This is a genomic window from Gordonia sp. PvP123 (genome assembly GCF_040547295.1).
GTDB classification, from domain to species: Bacteria; Actinomycetota; Actinomycetes; order Mycobacteriales; family Mycobacteriaceae; genus Gordonia; species Gordonia terrae.
This window is the reverse complement of the sequence record NZ_JBEPPN010000005.1, coordinates 287,207-307,260: the sequence shown is the minus strand read 5'-3', so window position 1 is coordinate 307,260 and position 20,054 is coordinate 287,207. Positions and strand designations below refer to the sequence as shown.

Sequence of the window (20,054 nt, the reverse complement as noted above, 5' to 3'; positions counted from 1 at the left end):
GACGTCTATCCTCGTGCCCATGGCTTTCGACGTCGCCTATGTGCGTGGATTGATTCCATCGCTCGGCGACGGCTGGATCCATCTCGACCCGCAGGCCGGGATGCAGATCCCGGATTCGGTCGCGACCGCGGTGACCACCAGTTTCCGCTCGCTCTCCGCCGCCCCGGGAGGGGTGTATCCATCGGCTCGGGCGAGCGCCGAGGTGGTCGACGGTGCGCGCCGGGCGATCGCCGATCTCGTCGGCGGCGACGCCGCGGGTGTGGTCCTCGGACCGTCGCGCTACGCGCTGTTGTCCGGTCTCGCCGATGCGCTCGCGCCGCACGCGTGGTTGCGCGGCGATGTCGTCGTCACGCGCCAGGACGACGAACCGAACATCGTGCCCTGGCTCCGTGCCGCCGATCGGTACGGCGGCCGCGTCCGCTGGGCCGAAGTCGACGTCGAGACCGGCGGCCTCCCGGCCTGGCAGTTCGGCGACCTCGTCACCCCGGAGACGGAGGTTGTCGCGGTGACGCTCGCGTCGTCGACGACTGGGGCGATCACCGACATCAGCGAGATCGCGCCCCTGGTCCGTGAAGCAGGTGCGCTGCTTGTTGTCGACGCCACGAACGCCGCGCCGTACCTCAGCCTGGACATCCACGATCTGGGTGCCGACGTGCTCGTCGTGTCGGCCGAGCGCTGGGGTGGTCCGCGGATGGCGGCCATGGCCTTTCGCGAGCCCCACCTGATCGACCGCTTGAAGCTGATGGCCATGGATCCGGCCGCGCGCGGGCCCGCCCGGCTGGAACCCGAACCGCACCAGGGCGCGATGCTCGCGGGGCTCGTCGCATCGGTGGAACATCTGGCCGGACTCGACGAGGCCGGCATCGGCAAGCGGCGGCGCCGCCTCGTCACCTCGATGGACGGTGTCTACGAATATCTCCAGCGCCTCACCTACTACCTGGTGACGACACTGTCCCAGCTCAACCACGTGAACCTCGTGGGCACCGAGGACAACCGGATACCGCTGGCGAGTTTCACCGTCGAGTCCGTGGGTGCGGACAAGGTGGTCCGACGCCTGGCCGACAACGGTGTCTGCGCACTCGCCGACCTCCCCAATCGCGCGCTCGCGCGCATGGGCGCACCCGATTTCGGCGGTGCCGTGACGGTCGGGCTGGCCCCATACTCGACGCCATACGAGGTCGACCACCTGGTGCGCACGCTCGGTTCACTCGCCTGACAGCGCGCCGGTAACGTGCCGGTATTCACTATGGTGTTGTTTGAGTTAACGACAATGTATGTTGTCATGCTGTGTCGGCAAAAACGATTGATGGTCCAGACAAGGGCCCACCCCGGTCGCTCACCGCTGCCGAGGCGGAGAGTTGGAAGAACCTGGTCGACGGCGGCTGGGCGCTGTTCGCCCGCGTCAACGACGAGTTCACCAAACGGAGCCTGTCCGTATCCGACCTGCGCATCCTCGAAGCGGTCTGCACCAGCCGGCAGTTGGGCGTGAGCGAGGTCGCCGATGCGGTGCACATGCGCGTCAGCACGGTGTCGCGCATGATCGCCCGCCTCAGCAACGACGGCGACATCGAGCGCCTCGAGTCCAAGGTCGACGGGCGGCATCGGCTCGTGCGTCTCACCGATCAGGGGCGACGCACCCTCGCCGACCACGTCAACGTCCGCGATCGGGTGATCCGGCAGTTCGTGGTCGACGCGATGAGCCCGGACGAGTTCGCCGCGCTCGGTGCCGCGTTCCGCAAAATCCGCGCGGCGGTCGACGCCGCGGAACCTCCTAATGCTGGTTGAGCAGGCGACGAGCGCAGGGGACCGCCCCCCTGCTGGTTGAGCAGGCGACGAGCGCAGGGGACCGCCCCCCTGCTGGTTGAGCAGGCGACGAGCGCAGCGAGGAGCCGTGTCGAAACCACACCCTCCGCACTCGATCACCCCTCGACGCTCAGCAGCACCTTTCCGACGACGTCTCCGCTGTTGAGGTGATCATGCGCGGCAGCGGCGTCGGCGAGCGGGAACACGCGGTCGACGACGGGAACGACCTCCCCGGCTTCGATGAGCGGCCAGGTGCGGGTCAGCGTCGACGCGACGACCTCGGCCTTGCCGCCGGGTCCGTGCACGGGCCGGGCGCGCAGCGTCGTGCCCATCACGGACAAACGCTTCGCCAGCAGATGCCCGAGGTTGATCTCGGTGGTGGTGCCGCCCTGCATGCCGATGATGACGAGGCGCCCGTCGGTACGTAGCGCCTTCAGGTTCGACTTCAGGTATTTCGCGCCGATGATGTCGAGGATGACGTCGGCGCCGCCGGCGTCCTTGAGGACCTCGGCGAAGTCCTGGCTCGAGTAGTCGATGAGGATCTCGGCTCCGAACTCGCGGCAGCGTTCGAGCTTGTCCGGGGTGCGAGCGGTCACCGCAACCCGCGCGCCCATCGCATGGGCGATCTGGGTGGCATGCGTGCCGATACCGCTGGACCCGCCGTGGATCAGCAGGAGCTCGCCGGTGGTCAGGTGAGCGGTGTCGAAGATGTTCGACGACACGGTGCACGCGACCTCGGGCAGTGCCGCAGCTGACACCAGGTCGACGCCCTTCGGGACCGCGAGCAGCTGCTCGGCCGGCACGGCGACCTTCTCGGCATAACCGCCGCCGGCGAGTAGTGCGCACACCTCGTCGCCCTCGGACCAGCCGGAGACGCCATCGCCGAGAGCCGATATCCGCCCGGAGACCTCCAGGCCGAGGGTGTCCGACGCTCCGGGCGGCGGGGGATAGTTGCCCGCACGCTGCAGGATGTCGGCGCGGTTCACGCCGGCCGCGACCACGTCGATCACGACCTCACCGGCAGCGGGGGTCGGGTCGGGCACATCGGAGAGGGACAGGTTCTCGGATTCGACGACGATGGCTTTCACCTCTTCGATGGTGTCACAGCGCACCGGAGTGCCAGGCGAGGTCCGTTCCGGCGTCGCTGTGTAACCTTGCTCGTCAGGGAAGCGTGGCAGAGCGGCCGAATGCACTCGCCTTGAAAGCGAGCGTGGGTAAAACCACCGGGGGTTCAAATCCCTCCGCTTCCGCCAGGGGCCCTCACCTCCTCAGCCGGGTGGGGGCTTTTTCGTGGGACCGCGGCGCCGGCCGGCTCGTCGGGGACCGAGACCGTGGAAGGCAGGACACATGGGTGCCGGTGATTTCACCGTTGCATCGTTCAACGTCAACGGGATTCGGGCTGCGCGTCGTCGTGGCTTCGACGCCTGGCTTGCCGGACGGCAGCCCGATGTGGTCGGACTGCAGGAGTTGCGGTGCGGCATCGACGACGTCGGCGACTTCGACGGTTATCACGCTGCGATCGACGTCGGCTCCATCGCGGGACGGAACGGCGTAGCGGTGCTCACCCGAGACGAACCGGCCGCGGTGCGCACGTGGGTGAGCCATCCGCCCAAGGCTCGCGGACTGCCCGCCTTCGCCCACGAGGGCCGCTACATCGAGGTCGACCTCGCCGATCGGCCGCTGACCGTTGCCAACATCTACCTGCCCAAGGGTGGGCTTCCCGCCGAGTTGCAGCGTCCCGGTTCGTCGCGCGAGCCGCTCGACGGTGGCGCCAAACACGCGCGCAAGCAACGCTTTCTGGCCGGGTTCACGCGTGAGTTGGCGCGCAACCGGCTCGCCGCACGCCGCGCCGGCCGGGAGTTCCTCCTCCTCGGTGATCTCAATGTGGCGCACCTCGAACACGACGTCACCAACTGGCGCGCGGCCCGCAAGATGGAGGGCTTCCTGCCCGAGGAACGGGCGTGGTTCGGCGAGATCACCGGGCCGCGCCGGCTCGTCGACGTCGTCCGCGCACTGCACGGCGACCGCCCCGGACCGCTCACCTGGTGGAGCTGGGCGGGGGAGTCGTTCGTCAAGGACGTCGGGTGGCGCATCGACCACCAACTTGCCTCACCCGCGCTCGCCCGGCGGGCACGCGCCGTGGCCGTCGACAAGGAGGCATCGCCGGACCTTCGGCTGTCCGATCACGCCCCGCTGGTCGTCGAGTACGCCGAGCTCTGAGTCCGGGCGCTCGGCGCCATCCGGATCACGCAAGCCGTTTGTGGCCCAGTGGCTTCGACTCGGCGCCTCGACCTCGACGCGCTCCTTCGTCGCTTGCTCGGCCCGGCGGCTGCGCTCGGTGCCGGCTCAACCAGCAGTGGGGCGGCGGGGGCGCCTGCTCACGCGACCGTCAGCACTGCTCGGAGGTACTCCCACTCCATCCGTCCGTCGGTGAGGTAGCGGTCGGCGTGGGCGGCGATGGCGGCGTCGAGTTCGGCGACCCGCGCGGGGTCGTCGCCGATGTTGCGGTACGCCATGATCGTCGGTCCATAGTGGGCCTTGAAGAACTCGCGGAACGCCGCGCCGTCGTCGAACTCGCTGATCTCCACGGTCTCGGTGACGAACTCATGGTTGGTGACACCGGAACCGAACAGCGACCGCACGTGGTCGGCGTCGCCCCAGAGCGGACCCGGCTGCGCCCCGGGCGGCGGTGGCGGGGCGTACGGCTTCATGACCACGAACAGTTCGCCGATGAAACCTGTTGGCGTCCAGTTGATCAGCCCGATCCGTCCGCCGGGTCGTACGATGCGAACGAGCTCGTCGGCACACTTCTGATGGTTCGGCGCGAACATGACCCCGACGCACGACGTCGCGATGTCGAACTCGTTGTCGTCGAACGGGAGATCCTCGGCGTCGGCGGTACGCCAGGTGATCGGCAGGTCGCGGTGCCGGGCTTCGCCCACGGACAGGAGCTCGGGTGTGAGGTCGCTGGCGACGACGTGCCCGCCGGCCTCGGCCGCGGGTACGGCCACATTCCCGGCGCCGGCGGCGACGTCGAGGACCTTGTCCCCGGCGGTGACGTGCATTGCGTCGACGAGGCGTCGACCCAGCGGTGCGATGAGGTCGGCGACGGCCGGATAGTCGCCGGAGGCCCAGAGCTTGCGGTGGCGAGCCTTGATCTCGGCGTCGAACGGGGCGCGTTGCGAAGTGGTCATGATGGAAGTCCCTCGAGTCGTCGGGTGGCTGTTGTCCGTGACCGGACACAACGAGCATCCGACGAAGCCCGGCCCGGGCTCTAGACCAAGATCTGTACCGGTGGCAGTTCAGTTTCTGTACTGGTCATCAGTCGACGACGGGTGTGTACTGGGTCGAGGAGGTTTCGACACGGCGCCTCGCTTCGCTCGGGGCCGGCTCAACCAGCATGACACGGCGCCTCGCTTCGCTCGGGGCCGGCTCAACCAGCATGAGACGGCGCCTCGCTTCGCTCGGGGCCGGCTCAACCAGCAGCGGGGAGGCTGCGATGACATCGTATGGACAGTTCTGTCCGGTGGCCAAGGCGATGGAGTTGCTCGACGAGCGGTGGACAATTCTCATCGTTCGCGAACTCCTCCTGGGCAGTAGACATTTCAACGAGCTACGACGCGGCGTGCCGAAGATGTCGCCGGCACTGCTCACCAAACGGCTGCGAAGTCTCGAGCGCGCGGGGGTGATAAACCGCGCGGAGGTCGGCGGACGTTCGGTGTACACACTGACGGCCATGGGCGAGGAGCTCACGACGGTCGTGGAGGCGTTGAGCGCGTGGGGTATCCGCTGGATCGGCGAACTCGGCGACGCCGACCTCGACCCCCATCTGCTCATGTGGGACATGCACCGCACCGTCCCCATCGACCGATGGCCGCGCCGACGCACCATGGTGCAGTTCGTCTTTCGAGACGTCATCGGCAAGGCGCGTACCTGGTGGCTGGTCGTCGCCGGCGGTGAGGCGCAGGTATGCGACTTCGACCCCGGCTACGAACTCGACGCCACCGTGGTGACCGATTTGCGTACTCTCACCGAGATATGGCGGGGCGACATCGACTGGCGTCTCGCGCTCACGAGCGATCGGGTCGAGATCCACGGTCCCGCGGAGGTGGCTCGGGACGTGCCGTCGTGGATCGGTCAGAGCCTCACCTCGGCGATTCCGCGACCGGCCTGAGCACGGCTGACCTGGTTCAGGCGATGTCGCGACGGAACGTCGTGTACCGACCGATGATCGCGAACGCGGCGATGTAGGCGAGCATCACGAGCGCGCCGGCCCACTGCGGGAGCAGGTCGTCGCTCCCGCCGCCCATCGTCGCGAAGAAGCTCGATCCGACAAGGGCGTCGGCGGCCGACCCGGGCAGGAACTTCGACACCGAGGACGTGACGTCGAACGTCGCGAGTGCGATGCGCGCGATGGGTTCGACGAGCTGTGTGAAGGCCAGCAGGATCACGATCGCGGCGACCTGGTTGGACACCACCGCGCCGAACGCCACGCCCATCGCCGTCCACAGCACCATCACCAGCATCGAGAGACCGATCACCTCGAGGGTGGAGCTGTCACCGAGGAACGCGCCGTCCCCGACGGTGGCGAGGATCGGTGCCGCCGTCGCGACGACCGCCAGCGTGCCCAGGACGCCGTAGAGCAGGCCCATCGGGATACCTGCGATCAGCTTCGCCACCAACAGGACTCCGCGTCGGGGCTCGACGAGCAGACTCGCGGTGATGGTCTTGTGCCGGAACTCCCCGGTGACAGCGAGGCTGCCGATCACGAGGGCGAACACATACCCGATCGGGCTGGTGAGCGCGTAGATCGAGCGGGCCAGGTCGGCGCCGACGAGGGTCGTCGGTTGCTGCATCGCATTCTCGGTGGTCATCGAGAAGGCCAGCGCCGCACCGATGAAGCCGAGGTATACGACCATCGCGACGAGCAGTACCCACCACATCCTGGTGGAGGTGAACTTGCGGTACTCGGCGATCAGCGCGGCCCTCATCGGACAGCCTCCGGCGACGTCGGGCCAGCGGCCAGGGGACCGGGTGGACCGCTCGGGAAATGACTCGTCGGTGCGTCCGACGACCTCGTGAGGTTCAGGAAGACCGCCTCGAGGTCGGCGCCGACGTCGGCGAGCTGGTGGAGTTCGATGCCCGCGGCGAAGGCCGCCGTACCGACCGTGGCAGCGCTCACGCCGGGAATCCGGAAACCGTCGTGGGTGTCCTCGACCTGCCAGCCGCGCTCACCCGCGAGCGCGACGAACGACGCCCGCGACGGGGTCCGCACGACGACCGCGTGCTCGGCCAGCGCCTCGAAGTCGGCGAGCGTCGACGCCCGGACCAGCTTGCCGTTACCGATCACCACGACGTCGTCGACGGTGCTCCCCACCTCGGCGAGCACGTGGCTGGAGACGAGAACCGTCCGTCCCTCGTGGGCCAGTGAACGTAGCAGTCCGCGCAGCCACACGATCCCCTGCGGATCGAGTCCGTTCGCCGGCTCGTCGAGCAGGATGATCTGCGGGTCGCCGAGCAACGCGGTGGCCAGGCCGAGGCGCTGCCGCATGCCCATCGAGTATCCGCCGACGCGGCGGTCCGCGGCCTGGGCGAGTCCGACGAAGTCGAGCACTTCCCGGCATCGTGACGTCGGGACGCCGACCTGTGGAGCGAGTGCTTTGAGGTGCCCGAGTCCGGTGCGCCCGGGGTGGAAACTCGACGCCTCCAGTGCCGCGCCGACGTGCTGGGCGGGTTGCGGGATCTGCCGGAACGGACGGTCGCCGATCAGCGCCCGGCCGGTGGTCGGTTCGACCAGGCCCAGGAGCATCCGCAGGGTCGTGGTCTTGCCCGAACCGTTCGGCCCGAGAAACCCGGTGACGCGACCGGGCGCAACGGTGAACGAGAGGTCGTCGACCGCGGTCAGGCTGCCGAACCGCTTGGTGAGACCGTCGATCGTGATCGCGGGTGACTCCATCGGTGCCTTCCGTTGGTGGGTTGGCCACTTACGCTATCAAACGCGCTCGTAATCAACCGGATTCGCGAGAATTCACCGAAAGAGCCGGGAGCTGGCGCGCAAACTGTTGCGGCGCAGTCCAATCGGAGTCCAGCTCACAGCCAGTCGCGTTTACGGAACGAGAGGTAGAGGCCGACGACCACCACGACGATGAGCGTCGTGCTGGTGATGAAGCCGAGTAGTCGCTCGAAACCGGGGAACGGCACATTCTGTCCGTAGAAGCCGGTGATGGCGGTCGGCACGGCGATGATCGCGGCCCACGCGGTCAGCTTCTTCATGACCGTGTTGAGGCGCGCGTCGGCGAGGGTCAGGTTGGTCTCGAAAACAGTGGTGATCATGTCGCGCAACGACTCCGTCCACTCCGATGCGCGCAGCGCGTGGTCGTAGAGATCGGAGAAATGCGGATCGAGTTCGGGCGGTGCGTGGTTGTCGAACCGTCGTCGCTGGATGCCGGCGATCACCTCACGCATCGGCAGGACCACCCGCCGTAGGACGACGAGGTCCTTGCGCAGGTCGTAGGTTCTGCGTTGCAGCTCGCGCCCCGGGATGCGCTCGTCGAAGAGCAACGCCTCGAGATCTTCGATCTCGTCGTCGAGGCGCTGCACGGCGTCGAAATGTCCGTCGACGACGACGTCGAGCAAGCCGTGCACGAGCGCGCCGATCCCGTATTGCATGGCCCCGCTGTCCGACCACCGCCGCATGACCTCGTCGATGTCGAGCGCCGGGGTCGGTCGCACGGTGATCAGTGCGTTGCGTTTGACGAAGACGGAAATGCGGTGCAGGTCGAACATTCGCGCCCGTCCGTTCGCAGAGGCGCGGAAATCGGTCGCCGCGGAGCCGTCATCGTCATCGTCCCGGTCCTCGGACGGTGCGTCTCCGTTGTGCAGCGACACCGCGTAGACCATCACGAAGGTGTGCCCGGTGTACGTGACGGTCTTGACCCGCTCGGCCGCCGCGACGGTGTCCTCGATCGCGAACGGGTCGAGTTCGAGTTCGTCGGCGAGCCGGGACAGCGTCTCGTGGGTGGGACATTCCAGATCCGCCCAGATCAGCTTCTCGGGATCCTCCAGGCAGTGGGAGATCTCGCCGAGGTCGAAGCCGTCCACCGGGTCACCGTTCCGCCAGATCTGACCGCGGATGCGTTCGACGCCGCGAGGTTCCGACACATCCGAGGGCACTGTCATGTGGCCATCGTGACACCGTCGGACGTTTTCCGGCGGTTCGACAGGCAGTGGCGACGTCGGTCACGCCGGGTGGTCGTCGTCCGCGGGTAGCATCGAAATCGGTGTCTGCGACGGGAACGGACACCGAATCTCCAGGTAAGGCGGCGACGACATGGTCGACAGCAGTTCCCGCGGACATCGGTTGATGCCCGCGCGCACGAGCGAACAGATCCGCGAGTGGTGCGATCGTTCCGCGGTGCCGGGCGAGCGGCGCGAACTGTCCGACACCGCGGCGCTGCTCATCGCGTCCGGATATCTCACCCCGGGTGGGCGGGCGATCGTGGTGCGCCGGATCTCCACCGGCCGGCCGATGCCGTCGATGTCCGCGGGCTTCGGCGACCTCCGACGCATGCAGCGCGCGATCGTCCAGATCGAACACCAGTTGTCGAGTCCGGTGGTGCCCGGCGTGGTCGGTGCCGTGATGCGCAACCGGCTCAACGGTCTGCAACGCCGCCGCGAGGACGCCCGCAAGCAGATCGTCGCAGCCAAGGGTGTGTTCGCGTCGGGAACCAGGGCGATCCGGCGGGAACGGCGCGAGAACGTCTATCTCGAGATCGAGGAACGGGACCGGCTCTTCGCCGGCCTGCTGTGCACGCCGACCCCCAACGTCAACACGTCGAGCTATGTCCGTCGCGCCGGAACCGCGGCGTTCGACCGGATCGCCGGCGTGGTCGGGCAGGTGGCCGCGAAGTCGGGCAACTCGCAGGCGGGGCAGTGGGCCGACCAGTTCCTGTCCGGCGTGCGCGAGGCGCCGGGCGGTGCCGCGCAGGCCGGTGCGCCTCGCGCCGCGACCTTCGTGGACGGTTACGAGACGCTCTTGTTCATCACCGGCCACTACTACGACCGCATCCTCGGCAACCCTGCGTGGCGTTCCGACCACTTCGAGGTCCAGCGCACCCAGGTGAACCTGCATGCCGAGGTCGCCGAGATCGCCGCCGACGTCATCGCACTGCGAGCTGTCCGCATCGACCTCGATCGGGCCAAGCGCAACGGCGGCTTCGACCGCACCTTCGCCGCGCAGATCGATCAGCGTGAGACGACGCTGCGACCGGTGTGGACCGAGCTCATCGACCGCGTCCAGGCGCTCGGCGAGGTCGCGCACGTCGTCGAGTCCGCGGCCGTCGAGTTACAGGTCCTCGCCGAGTACAACAAGGCGGCCACGCTGGACGATCGCATCGACGCGCTGATCGCGAGATCAGGTGACCGGGAGATCTCCGTCGACAACGCCAAGCGACTCACCGAGCAGGTCCGCAGCGGCGAAGAGCAACTGCGGATCTATCGAGATGTGTTGCAGGGCAACATCGCGCGGATCTCGCCGGCGGTGCCTCGCGAGCTACCCGCCCGCTACGAGCCCTCGTGACCACGCGCTGAGGTAGTCCTTCTCGGCGCGGGTGAGCCTTCGCAGGGTGTGCTTCTCGATGTCGACGACTGCCATCTGCGTACTCGCCACACATGCCGGACGACTGTCGGCTTCGGCGCCGGCACTGCGGATCTCGTAGCCGATGGTGAAGTCCACTGAACGAAAGCCCCTGATCCACATCCCGATTCGCAGTGGCGAGTCGTCGTGGCGCAGCTGTGCCTGGTATCGGATGTCGACGTGCACGATCATCGCGCTGGTGATCAGCGGGGCGTGGTCCTCGCCGGCGCTCAACAGCCACGCGATGCGCGCCTCCTCCATGAGCGTGACCATCCGCGCGTGGTTGATGTGACCGAACGCGTCCATGTCCGACCATCGCACCCCGACGTCGGCGACGTACGCGAAGTCGTGTCGCCCGAGCCTCTCGGTCGACGGTGCGTCGTCTGGCTGGGGAGGCTGGGGGTGAACAGCAGGTGAACTGGGCATCGTCGACTTTCCTCGGCGGTCCCGGTGACCGTGAGACGCCGTGGTCACGGCCTTCCACTCCGCTGGACGCCGGGTAGTCTGTGAGTCTAGATGTCCGCGCCGCGCCGATCCGACCGGCGCGGACGCGTACGTGGTGACACGACGGGTCCGAGTGCGCTCGGGGGGACTGTCGGCGAGGGAGTTGGCTGGATGTCGAGGCGATTGATCGCAGGTCTGGTGTGCCTGATGGTGGGGATTCTGTCGACCCCCGCCATTGCCGACGCGGCTCCCAAACAGGTGGCGCGTATCGCCAAGTCCGAGAAACTGAGCGCTCTGCGCACCGACATCTGGGTGTTCTCGCCGGCGATGAACGAGCGGATCAAGCTCTCGGTGCTCACGCCGGTCGGCGGTTCGGCGCCGCGCTCGACGGTCTACATGCTCGACGGCGCGGGTGCCGAGGGCGAGGTCAGCGACTGGATCACCAAGGGTCGGGCCGGGCGCTTCTTCGCGGACAAGAACGTGAACGTCGTGCTGCCCACGGGCGGCAAGGGCACCTTCTACACCGACTGGCAGAAGAAGGACGCGGCGCTCGGGAAGCCGATGTGGGAGACCTTCCTGACCAAGGAGCTGCCCCCGCTGATCGACGAACGGTTCGACGGGAACGGCCGCAACGCCGTCATCGGGCTGTCGATGGGCGGACAGGCCGCATTCTCGCTGGCCATCCGTCATCCCGAGATGTACACCGGGGTGGCCTCGCTCAGCGGTTGTCCGCCGGTGTCCGGGCCGGTCAACGAGGCGTATGTCCGGGGCACCGTCGGCCGCGACGGCGGCGACGCCACCAACATGTGGGGCCCGTTCGGTTCCGCGGGCTGGCGCGCGCACGATCCGAGCCTGCATCTGGACCGGTTGCGGGGGAAGAACATCTTCATCTCCGCCGGGTCGGGTGCCGTCGGTCCCCTCGACCTCCAACGACAGATCGATCCGGAAGAGGGGCCGCGCGAGGTCGTGACCGCGTCGTCGTCGGCACTCGAACTGGGTGCATACCGGTGCTCGCTGGAATTCGCCATCACGCTGCGCGCGGCGGGGGTGCGCTACACGGACGGGTTCCGGCTCATCGGGACCCACACGTGGGCGTACTGGGAGCGCGATCTCGAGGTCCTCTGGCCGACGATCGGCCGCGGGCTGTAGTCGACCGCGGGCTCGCGATCGCGACGACAGATCGTCAGGCCCGCGGGCCCTCCCAGTTCTCGGCGAACCGTAGGAACACGTCGTCCTCGGTGGCGTTGGTGACGGTCACCCGGACGCCGTCACCGTCGAACGGGCGGACCACCACACCGGCGTCGACGCAGGCGCGTGCGAATTCCATCGACGCCGCCCCCAGCTCGAGCCACACGAAGTTGGCCTGTGAGTCCGGCACCCGGTATCCGGCGTCGCGCAGTCGAGCGGTGACGCGGGCACGTTCGGCGACGACCGCGTCCGTGCGGGCCAGCAGCTGCTCGCCGGCGTCCAGGCTGGCGAGCGCTGCGGCTTGCGCCACGCTGCTGACCGAGAACGGGATGTGGACCTTTCCGAGGGCTGTGATGACCTCCGGGTCGCCGATCGCGTACCCGACCCGCAACCCGGCCAGTCCGTACGCCTTCGAGAAGGTCCGCAGCACCACCAGGTTGGGGAACTCGCGGCGGAGCTCGAGTGCGTCGTACGCCTGATTCGACGGCAGGCGCAGGTACTCGAAGTACGCCTCGTCGAGGGCGACGACGATGTCCGACGGCACGTTGTTCAGGAACTCACGGAGATCGGCTGCCTCGACGACGGTGCCGGTCGGGTTGTTCGGGTTGCACACGAAGATGAGCCGCGTGCGGTCGGTGACCGCGTCGGCCATCGCGCGCAGGTCGTACGTCAGGTCTCCGGTGAGCGGGACCCGCACCGGTGTCGCGCCCGCGACGCGGGTCGCGAGGGGATAGGTCTCGAACGACCGCCACCCGAAGACCACCTCGTCGCCCGGTCCGCTCGTGATGAGGATCAGGTTCTGGCAGAGGATGACCGATCCGCAGCCGACCTGGACCTCGTCTTCGGTGACACCGAGACCCTTGGCCAGCGCCGCGGTCAGCTCGACCATCCCGTTGTCGGGGTAGCGGTTCACGGCTGCGGCCGCGGCGCCGATGGCATCGATGACGCTCGGCAGCGGACCTTCGGTGACCTCGTTGCTCGCGAGTTTCACCGCTCCCGGAAACGTCTTGCCCGGCACGTACACGGGAAGGTCGTCCAGGTCGGGGCGGATTCGCAAGCTCACCCGACCAATGTAGGCCGCGACCCCGGAGACGCAGAAACCGGCTCTGACCAACCGGTTTGCTTGTGGACGCGAAGGGTGTGTAACCTTTCGACTCGGCAGTTCGAAAGGACTCCGCCAGGGAGGCGTGCCAGAGCGGCCGAATGGGACTCACTGCTAATGAGTTGTTCCGCTTAAAACGGAACCGGAGGTTCAAATCCTCTCGCCTCCGCCACCGCAGTCGGCCGACGGCGGTTCAACTGAAGAGCTGTACAACTGAATATCACGCGCCCGTAGCTCAACGGATAGAGCATCTGACTACGGATCAGAAGGTTTGGGGTTCGAATCCCTACGGGCGCACCACAGAGGCCCGTCACCGATCCCGGTGGCGGGCCTCTTCTGTGTGCGCCGGAACCCTGGGTGGGTGGACGAGGTGCCGGGGCACACGCTCTGGGGCACGGCGGCTCTCGGGCGGTCGCCGATGAGCTCGCGGATGATCCGTCGTGGTGCCATCCATCCTCACCGGGCCGCGCGGCGTCGACACGAGTACGGCACTACCCCAATCGGCGAGGGGGTGGCTACCCGCGGAGGATCACCAGCTGCTGGGTCGCCCGGGTCATCGACACGTAGCGGTCGACCGCACCCTCAATGCCCGCGCCGAAGGAGTCGGGGTCGACGAGCACCACGAGATCGAACTCGAGTCCCTTGGCGAGGGTCGGGGTGAGCGACCGCACGCGGTCGGTCCCGGCGAACCCCGGTTCGCCGATCACGCAGGCGATCCCGTCTCGATGCGTCGACGTCCACTCGCCGACCACCGCGTCGAGGTCCGCGCGGTCGCCGTACGTGACCGGAATATCCGCCCGCCGAACAGAAGTCGGCACATTCGCGTCGGGGAGAACCGCGCGGATGACGGGTGCAGCCGCGTCCATGATCTCCTCGGGGGTCCGGTAGTTGATCGTGAGTCCCGCCGCTGTGACGTCGCTCAACCCGACGCGCTCGAGTCGCTCGGCCCAGGACTCGCCGAATCCTCGGCGAGCCTGTGCGCGGTCGCCGACGACGGTGAAGCTCTTCGACGGGCAACGATCGATCAGCATCTGCCACTGGGCGTCGGTCAGTTCCTGTGCCTCGTCGACGACGATGTGCGCGAACGGCCCGGCCAGCGGGCCGGTGGTCTCACCGTCGAGGTCGTCCCCGAGGTTGTGGCGCAGGTTCTCGTGTCGCAGCATCGCCATCAACCCCTCTCCGTCGTCGTGGACCTCGGCGGCGATCAGGTCGTCGACCACCTGGTCGATCTTCTCGCGCTCCGCCTCCCGGTCGGAGCGCTGCCTACGACGACGGGCCGACGCCGCCGGGTCGCCGATCCGGCGGTGGGCGCGGTCGAGGATCGGCAGGTCGGCCTCGGTCCAGGCGTCCGGGGTGCTGCGCTGGAGTGCGCGGACCTCGTCGCGTGACAGCCACGGCGCGCACATGCGGAGGAAGGCCGGCACCGACCACAGGTCACCGACGATCTCCGTGGCGTCGAGCACCGGCCACGCTCGCGAGAAGGCCGTCACGAGTTCGTCGTTCGCCGCCAGTGCACGACGCAGCGCGTGGTGCGGCACGTCGTCGTCGTGTCGCGACGCGATGATCGACATCAGCTCCTCCCAGACCTCGTCGCGGGCATCGTTGTGCGCCGTGCCGCGTTCCGGAACGTCGAAGGCCTCCGCCCAGTCGGTCGGGGTCAGAGTTGTCTCCGCCCAGGGCGTTTCGACGACAAAGGGTGCTGTGGGTGGTTGTTCGTAGAACTTGACCGCCGGTTCGACGGCCTCGACCATGCGAGCCGACGACTTCAACCGTGCGACGGCGGCGTCGGCTTCGGTTGTCGCCGAATCGCCTTCGGCAACCAGATCGGCGAGAGTGCATGTCTGGACACTCTCCTCGCCGAGGCTCGGCAACACATCGGCGACATACGAGAGGTAGGGCCGGTGGGGCCCGACGACGAGCAGCCCGCCCCGATTGCCGGCGAGGCGCGGATCGGCGTAGACGAGGTAGGCGGCACGATGCAGCGCGACGACGGTCTTGCCGGTCCCGGGCCCGCCGTCGACGACGAGGGCGCCGTGCGATCCGGCGCGGATGATCGCGTCCTGATCGGTGGCGATGGTGCCCAGGACATCCCGCATGCGCGGAGAACGACTGGCACCGAGGTCGGCGAGGAAGGCCGACTGGTCGTCGAGTGCCGCGTGTGAGGCGAGCACCGCCGGGTCGTCGACGAAGACCTCGTCCCAGTAGTCGGTGATCCGACCGTGTGTCCAGCGGTAGCGGCGTCTGCTCCGCAGCCCCATCGAGTCACGCCGGGTGGCGGCGAAGAACGGCGCGGCCAGCGGCGTGCGCCAGTCGACGAGCAGGGTGTCGCCGGTGGGATCGGTCAGACCGAGCCGGCCGATGTACAGGATCTCCCCGTCGTCGCGGACCAGGCGGCCCAAGCAGAGGTCGAGGCCGAATCGGCGCAGAGATCGAATGCGCGCCCCGAGCTGGTGGATCTCCATGTCGCGGTCGACGGCCCGGCGGCCCTTGCCGCCGGCTTCGCGCCGCAGTCCCTGCAAGCGTTCGTCGGCGTCGGCCAGCGTGCGGCGCAGATTCGTGGTGATCGAGGTGAAGTGTCGAGCGTCGTCGGCGATGAGGGCGGGATCGTTCTTCGGGGAGAGGCGGTGAGGGAGGTCGAACACCGCGGTGGTCGTCGAAGTCGCGTCGGAGGGGGCGTCGGGGGCTGAGGTCACAGAGAGGGGCTCCGAATCGGCAGGCGGCAGGGTGGTCTCGGCAGGTGAGACAGCGATTCTGCACCGCATGGGGGGCCTTGCGGCAAGCCCCTGTCCAGGGCTTATGGTGAAAGGGGAAGAGCGATCGTCGGGCGCGCGGGTGAAACGGACCCCGGTTTCATGTGATCCGATGACCCATCAGCTGTTGCGGGCCGCGATGGTGTATGTGAAAGTACTTTCAGTTCACTACGGTGAACTCCTATCGGTGGGGCCTGTCAGGGGGCTGCCGCCCCCGAGCGCACGGGGGCGGGGCGGCAGCGCGGCCACAGCCTTCATTTCCCGGTCTCCCGGGTCGCGACTCATTCGACCGACTGGTTCGCTTCTCTGCACCGCATCGACGTGACCTGCGGCTTTCCGATCGTCGGCGTGAGCACCAGACCTCGCGCCGTAAGGTCGGAGGTGGAATGACACGCGGCGTCGCCCCGGTCCGCCGGTTCGGAGCGGGTGCTTCGACGCGTCGACGACGACGCAGGATCTCGACCGGAGGCCGACGATGGGACAGCCGTACGGGGAGCCGAACCACGGCGCCCTTGACCCGCGGCACCGCGGCGAGGCCGGCGGCCTGCCCGCCGGGTCGCCCCGCGACCTCTACGGCCGGCCCGGCGCGCCACAGCTCTATCCCCCGCTCGGGTACGCCTCCGACGGCACCCCGATGTTCCGTCCCGGCCAGCCGACGAACACCGAACTGAACCTGGCCGAGCGCGCGGAGCGCGCAGAGGCGGAGCGCACCGCGACCGCCGAGCGCGAGGCCGACAGCTCAGCCGGTGAGTCCCGTTCGCGCATTCTCGACGTGCCCACCGCGACACTGATTCTGACGCTCGGGGTGGTGGTGCTGCTCGTGGTGGCCTTCGTCGGTTTCCTCGGTCTGCGCAACGGGTCGTCGGACGAACCGGTCGCGGACTCGCCGCTCATCACCGACACGATGCCGATCCCGCGCACTTTCGAACCGCCCAGCCTCACCCCGCCCGAACCGGGACAACAGCTTCCGGGCCGGCCCGGTGAGCGAATCGACCCGCAGAACAAGCCGGTGACCTACGAGGCGACCATCGACGGGCAGGCCACCATCCTGTACGTCGACGACGCCGGCCTGCGCTCCGAATTCGCCCCGACGAATCCGTGGACTGTTCGCTTCACGGGCGGGATCAACCCGCTGCGTCTGTTGGTGATCGCGGGGACGGGTAGCTCGGTGAGCTGTTCGATCACTGTCGACGGCGAGAAGGTGGTGGAGGACACGGTGACGCCGTCGTCGACGCGCCGAACCGCGTCCTGCATCGCCTAGGTGTTCACGTCCCCGTCACCGCGAATACCGCGTGTCGGTCGGATGACCTGCTCGTCCGATGTGTGATCGGGGCCGTGGCTCGCTACCGTGGTCTCGTGAGTTCTCCGCAGACAGCCCCTGACAGCGGTCAGTCCTCCGCCTCCACCGACGAGTTCAAGACGATGCTCACGTGGCGAGGCGAGGACACCGATCGACTCGAACAGGTCCGCCTGGTCGTGTCCGGCACGCGCCTCAAGGCATACGGACGGATCATCGCCGCGGCGACCGCCGACCACGAGGCGTTCTCCGCGTCGTACGAGCTGCAGACCACCGATGCCGGTGTGGTCAAGCGGCTGACCGTGCACCTGGTGCGCGCCGACGGCGAGACGCAGTTCGGCATCACCCGCGACGACGAGGGCACGTGGCTGATCCGTCGCCCCGACGGCGAGACCACCCGCTCGGACTTCGGCGGCGCGCAGGACGTCGAGCTGGCCCTGTCGCCCATGTTCAATTCCCTGCCGATCCGTCGCGGCGATGTGTCGGCCTCGTCGACCGAGGCCGCCGAGGTCCCCGTCGCCTACATGTACCTGCCGAGTGGTGAGGTGAAGCCGGCGACGATGTCGTACACCGCGGTTCAGGGCGGTTTCGAGGTGGACTCGCCGCTCGCGACGACCACGATCACCGTCGACGACAACGGTTTCGTCCTCGACTACCCGGGTCTCGCGCGCCGGGTCTGAGGGCGGTCGGTCCCGACCTCAGCCCACCCACACCCGGCCCTGGTGGGCCTGACGACGCAATTCTTGCTGCCAGCCGTCGTCGCCGACGGTCACCCCGCTGATGACCTCAGCGGTTCCGGAGTGCAACTGCTCGTAGGCCGACCGGGCGCGGTGCCCGTCGTCGACGAGCACTTCGACGGTGCCGTGGTCGCGGAGTTCGTCGCGCGCTGCGATGAGACGGTCGATGGTCTCACTGAGGACGTTGAGCACCGCGATGCCGTTGGCCTCGATCATCGCGCGTTGCAGGGCCGGTGCCGTGCCGGCGACCCGGGTTCCGTCGCGGAAGCTGCCCGCCGCCAGCCGCAGGGCGAGATCGCTCTCCCCGGCTCCGACGGCGGCGGTGGCCGCTGCGGTCAGATGCGGCAGGTGAGAGATCGCGGCGACCGCCCGGTCGTGCGCGTCCGGAGCCACCGGCACCACACGTGAGCCGACGGCCACAGCCAGCGAGGCCACCGTCAGCCAGTCGTCCGACGGCGTGTCGTCGGTGGTGGTGACCGCCCACATGGCCCCGTCGAAGAGGGCGGCGTCGGTCGCTGCCCAACCCGACGAACTGGTTCCCGCCATCGGATGGCCGCCCACGTACCGGCCACCGGGGTGGAGGTGGGCGAGCACGCGCGCGACTTCCTGCTTGACGCTGATGACGTCGGTGACCAGGACGCCGGGGGCGTTTTCGGCGAGAGCGGTCACCAGCGGCTCGATGGTCGTCACCGGCGTCGCCAGCACGACCAGCGCGTCCGACGACGCCGCGCGCTGGAGTGTCGCAACAAGATCCGCAGACGCGTCATAGCCGTCACCGGTGGCGGCGTCGACCGTCGCGGTGGACCGGTTGTAGCCGAAGGCGTCGTGTCCGGCGTCGTGCAGGGCCCGCAGCAGTGACCCGCCGATCAGCCCGAGACCGAGCACGCACACCGGTCGGGGGAGGACGGGAGCGGGGGACGACGGCGCGGCAGTCACCCTGACACGTTCCCATACCGGTCACGCACGGTGAACCGGGACTTGGGAGTACCGGTGATAGGGGCTACGGTTTGCTGCATGGCCGGTGCCGGATTTGGGAAGTCGGGGTCGAACGCGCAGGACGTGGACGACGACATCGACGGTTTCGCCGTGGCGGTCGTCCGCGACGAGAGTGGCTGGAAGGTCACCGCGATGAAACCGTCGGCGCTCTCCGACCTCGAGGACGCCGAAACCCAGTTGCGTGAGCTGCGTTCCGCGGGCGCCGTGTTCGGGCTGCTGGATGTCGACGACGAGTTCTTCATCATCGTGCGGCCGTCCCCGACGGGAGCGCGTCTCCTGATCTCCGACGCGACCGCCTCCGTCGACTATGACATCGCGGTCGACGCGCTGGACGCGCTGAACGTCGAGGTGCCCGACATCGATCCGGACGAGCTCGACCAGATCGATCCGTGGGAGGAAGGGGATCTCGGGTTGCTCGCCGATCTGGGACTGCCCGACGCGGTGATGAGCATCATCGTCGGCGACACCGATCTCTACGCCGACGAACAGCTCGGCATGATCGCGGCACGGCTCGGCTTCGCCGACGAGCTGGGCAAGGTCCTCGACTCCCTCGGCCACTGAGTCGGCACGAACTCGTGCGATGAGTGCGCCCGCCTGGGAGGCCATGGTCCGTGCGGCGCTCGACGCGGCAGCACTCTCGGGGACCGACGACGTTCCCATCGGCGCGGTCGTGTTCGACCCGGAAGGCATCGAACTGGCTCGCGCCGCCAACCGCCGCGAGGCCGATGGCGATCCGACGGCACACGCCGAGGTGCTCGCACTGCGTGCGGCGGCGCGGGCGTTCGGCGACGGCTGGCGCCTGCCCGGATGCACGATCGCGGTGACCGTCGAACCCTGCACCATGTGCGCGGGCGCGATCACGCTGTCCCGGGTCGACGCCGTCGTGTTCGGAGCATGGGAGCCCAAGACGGGCGCGGTCGGTTCGCTCTGGGACGTCGTGCGCGACCCGCGGCTGTCGCATCGGCCCCAGGTGAAGGGTGGCGTGCTCGAACCCGAGTGCCGCGCCCTCATGGTCGACTTCTTCGCCACCCGACGACATCCGTGACCGCGGCGTCTCGGGGTCGCGAGACATCAAGATCGGTGAGATCTCAGGGTCCCGTCC

At 68.4% G+C, this 20,054-nt stretch carries 19 protein-coding genes and 3 tRNA genes; 13 read left to right on the top strand and 9 right to left on the bottom strand.

Annotated elements, in window-relative coordinates; all coding sequences use genetic code 11:
* Positions 1 to 19 precede the first annotated feature (19 nt).
* Positions 20 to 1,216, top strand: a complete 1,197-nt coding sequence (locus tag ABIC25_RS11800) for a cysteine desulfurase-like protein (protein ID WP_101820655.1) — start codon at positions 20 to 22, stop codon at positions 1,214 to 1,216.
* Positions 1,217 to 1,287: 71 nt separating this feature from the next.
* Entirely contained in the window at positions 1,288 to 1,785 is a 498-nt protein-coding gene (locus ABIC25_RS11795) for a MarR family winged helix-turn-helix transcriptional regulator (RefSeq protein ID WP_354561534.1), read from the top strand.
* Between the two features lie 134 nt (positions 1,786 to 1,919).
* Here ABIC25_RS11795 and ABIC25_RS11790 read toward each other — a convergent pair whose 3' ends face one another.
* A complete protein-coding gene (locus ABIC25_RS11790) occupies positions 1,920 to 2,891 on the bottom strand; it encodes an NAD(P)H-quinone oxidoreductase (RefSeq protein ID WP_354561532.1) in 972 nt (323 codons plus the stop codon).
* Positions 2,892 to 2,968: 77 nt separating this feature from the next.
* On the opposite strand from ABIC25_RS11790, the gene ABIC25_RS11785 reads away from it, so the two are divergent.
* Both ABIC25_RS11785 and ABIC25_RS11780 read left to right on the top strand, forming a co-directional pair.
* Positions 2,969 to 3,056 (top strand) — tRNA-Ser (locus ABIC25_RS11785).
* Between the two features lie 94 nt (positions 3,057 to 3,150).
* The gene (locus tag ABIC25_RS11780) at positions 3,151 to 4,023 is read left to right on the top strand and encodes an exodeoxyribonuclease III (protein ID WP_354561531.1); all 873 of its coding nucleotides are present in this window, start codon (positions 3,151 to 3,153) and stop codon (positions 4,021 to 4,023) included.
* A gap of 158 nt (positions 4,024 to 4,181) precedes the next feature.
* Here the strand turns inward: ABIC25_RS11780 and ABIC25_RS11775 are convergent, their stop codons facing one another.
* Positions 4,182 to 4,997: a class I SAM-dependent methyltransferase gene (locus ABIC25_RS11775; RefSeq protein ID WP_354561529.1), complete on the bottom strand. Its 816-nt coding sequence runs from the start codon at positions 4,995 to 4,997 to the stop codon at positions 4,182 to 4,184.
* 305 nt (positions 4,998 to 5,302) lie between these two features.
* Here ABIC25_RS11775 and ABIC25_RS11770 point away from each other — a divergent pair, with 305 nt between their 5' ends.
* Positions 5,303 to 5,977, top strand: a complete 675-nt coding sequence (locus ABIC25_RS11770; RefSeq protein WP_354561527.1) for a winged helix-turn-helix transcriptional regulator — start codon at positions 5,303 to 5,305, stop codon at positions 5,975 to 5,977.
* Between the two features lie 16 nt (positions 5,978 to 5,993).
* On the opposite strand, the gene ABIC25_RS11765 is transcribed toward ABIC25_RS11770, so the two are convergent.
* The 3 genes from ABIC25_RS11765 to ABIC25_RS11755 form a co-directional block, all read right to left on the bottom strand.
* On the bottom strand, positions 5,994 to 6,794 hold the full coding sequence (locus ABIC25_RS11765) for an ABC transporter permease subunit (RefSeq protein WP_354561526.1): 801 nt from the start codon (positions 6,792 to 6,794) through the stop codon (positions 5,994 to 5,996).
* Entirely contained in the window at positions 6,791 to 7,759 is a 969-nt protein-coding gene (locus ABIC25_RS11760; protein ID WP_354561525.1) for an ABC transporter ATP-binding protein, read from the bottom strand. Before ABIC25_RS11760 ends, ABIC25_RS11765 begins: the two co-directional genes overlap by 4 nt.
* A 134-nt stretch (positions 7,760 to 7,893) precedes the next feature.
* A complete protein-coding gene (locus tag ABIC25_RS11755) occupies positions 7,894 to 8,982 on the bottom strand; it encodes a magnesium transporter CorA family protein (RefSeq protein WP_239402090.1) in 1,089 nt (362 codons plus the stop codon).
* A gap of 151 nt (positions 8,983 to 9,133) precedes the next feature.
* On the opposite strand from ABIC25_RS11755, the gene ABIC25_RS11750 reads away from it, so the two are divergent.
* Entirely contained in the window at positions 9,134 to 10,381 is a 1,248-nt protein-coding gene (locus tag ABIC25_RS11750; RefSeq protein ID WP_004021799.1) for a hypothetical protein, read from the top strand.
* Here the strand turns inward: ABIC25_RS11750 and ABIC25_RS11745 are convergent.
* Positions 10,355 to 10,864, bottom strand: a complete 510-nt coding sequence (locus ABIC25_RS11745) for an acyl-CoA thioesterase (protein ID WP_354561524.1) — start codon at positions 10,862 to 10,864, stop codon at positions 10,355 to 10,357. The two genes, ABIC25_RS11750 and ABIC25_RS11745, sit on opposite strands and share 27 nt — an antisense overlap.
* A 189-nt stretch (positions 10,865 to 11,053) precedes the next feature.
* Here ABIC25_RS11745 and ABIC25_RS11740 point away from each other — a divergent pair, with 189 nt between their 5' ends.
* A complete protein-coding gene (locus ABIC25_RS11740) occupies positions 11,054 to 12,031 on the top strand; it encodes an alpha/beta hydrolase (RefSeq protein ID WP_101820662.1) in 978 nt (325 codons plus the stop codon).
* A 34-nt stretch (positions 12,032 to 12,065) separates the two neighbouring features.
* Here ABIC25_RS11740 and hisC read toward each other — a convergent pair whose 3' ends face one another.
* The gene (gene hisC / locus ABIC25_RS11735) at positions 12,066 to 13,133 is read right to left on the bottom strand and encodes a histidinol-phosphate transaminase (RefSeq protein ID WP_354561522.1); all 1,068 of its coding nucleotides are present in this window, start codon (positions 13,131 to 13,133) and stop codon (positions 12,066 to 12,068) included.
* A gap of 118 nt (positions 13,134 to 13,251) precedes the next feature.
* Here hisC and ABIC25_RS11730 point away from each other — a divergent pair.
* Positions 13,252 to 13,344: transfer RNA gene (locus tag ABIC25_RS11730), tRNA-Ser, on the top strand.
* A 52-nt stretch (positions 13,345 to 13,396) separates the two neighbouring features.
* Positions 13,397 to 13,472 (top strand) — tRNA-Arg (locus tag ABIC25_RS11725).
* Positions 13,473 to 13,687: 215 nt separating this feature from the next.
* On the opposite strand, the gene helR is transcribed toward ABIC25_RS11725, so the two are convergent.
* Positions 13,688 to 15,865: an RNA polymerase recycling motor ATPase HelR gene (gene helR, locus ABIC25_RS11720; protein WP_354561521.1), complete on the bottom strand. Its 2,178-nt coding sequence runs from the start codon at positions 15,863 to 15,865 to the stop codon at positions 13,688 to 13,690.
* A gap of 532 nt (positions 15,866 to 16,397) precedes the next feature.
* Here helR and ABIC25_RS11715 point away from each other — a divergent pair.
* Together ABIC25_RS11715 and ABIC25_RS11710 are read left to right on the top strand one after the other, a co-directional pair.
* Complete coding sequence (locus tag ABIC25_RS11715) at positions 16,398 to 17,183, top strand: hypothetical protein (protein ID WP_354561519.1); 786 nt, start codon at positions 16,398 to 16,400, stop codon at positions 17,181 to 17,183.
* Positions 17,184 to 17,344: 161 nt separating this feature from the next.
* Positions 17,345 to 17,899: a putative glycolipid-binding domain-containing protein gene (locus ABIC25_RS11710; protein ID WP_239402192.1), complete on the top strand. Its 555-nt coding sequence runs from the start codon at positions 17,345 to 17,347 to the stop codon at positions 17,897 to 17,899.
* A gap of 18 nt (positions 17,900 to 17,917) precedes the next feature.
* Here ABIC25_RS11710 and ABIC25_RS11705 read toward each other — a convergent pair whose 3' ends face one another.
* The gene (locus ABIC25_RS11705) at positions 17,918 to 18,892 is read right to left on the bottom strand and encodes a prephenate dehydrogenase (protein ID WP_354561518.1); all 975 of its coding nucleotides are present in this window, start codon (positions 18,890 to 18,892) and stop codon (positions 17,918 to 17,920) included.
* A 78-nt stretch (positions 18,893 to 18,970) separates the two neighbouring features.
* Here ABIC25_RS11705 and ABIC25_RS11700 point away from each other — a divergent pair, with 78 nt between their 5' ends.
* Both ABIC25_RS11700 and ABIC25_RS11695 read left to right on the top strand, forming a co-directional pair.
* Positions 18,971 to 19,513, top strand: coding sequence for a tRNA adenosine deaminase-associated protein (locus ABIC25_RS11700; protein WP_004021790.1), 543 nt, complete (start codon positions 18,971 to 18,973; stop codon positions 19,511 to 19,513).
* Between the two features lie 19 nt (positions 19,514 to 19,532).
* Positions 19,533 to 19,997 (top strand): nucleoside deaminase, encoded by a 465-nt coding sequence (locus ABIC25_RS11695; RefSeq protein ID WP_004021789.1) that lies wholly within the window; start codon positions 19,533 to 19,535, stop codon positions 19,995 to 19,997.
* Positions 19,998 to 20,054: the final 57 nt, after the last annotated feature.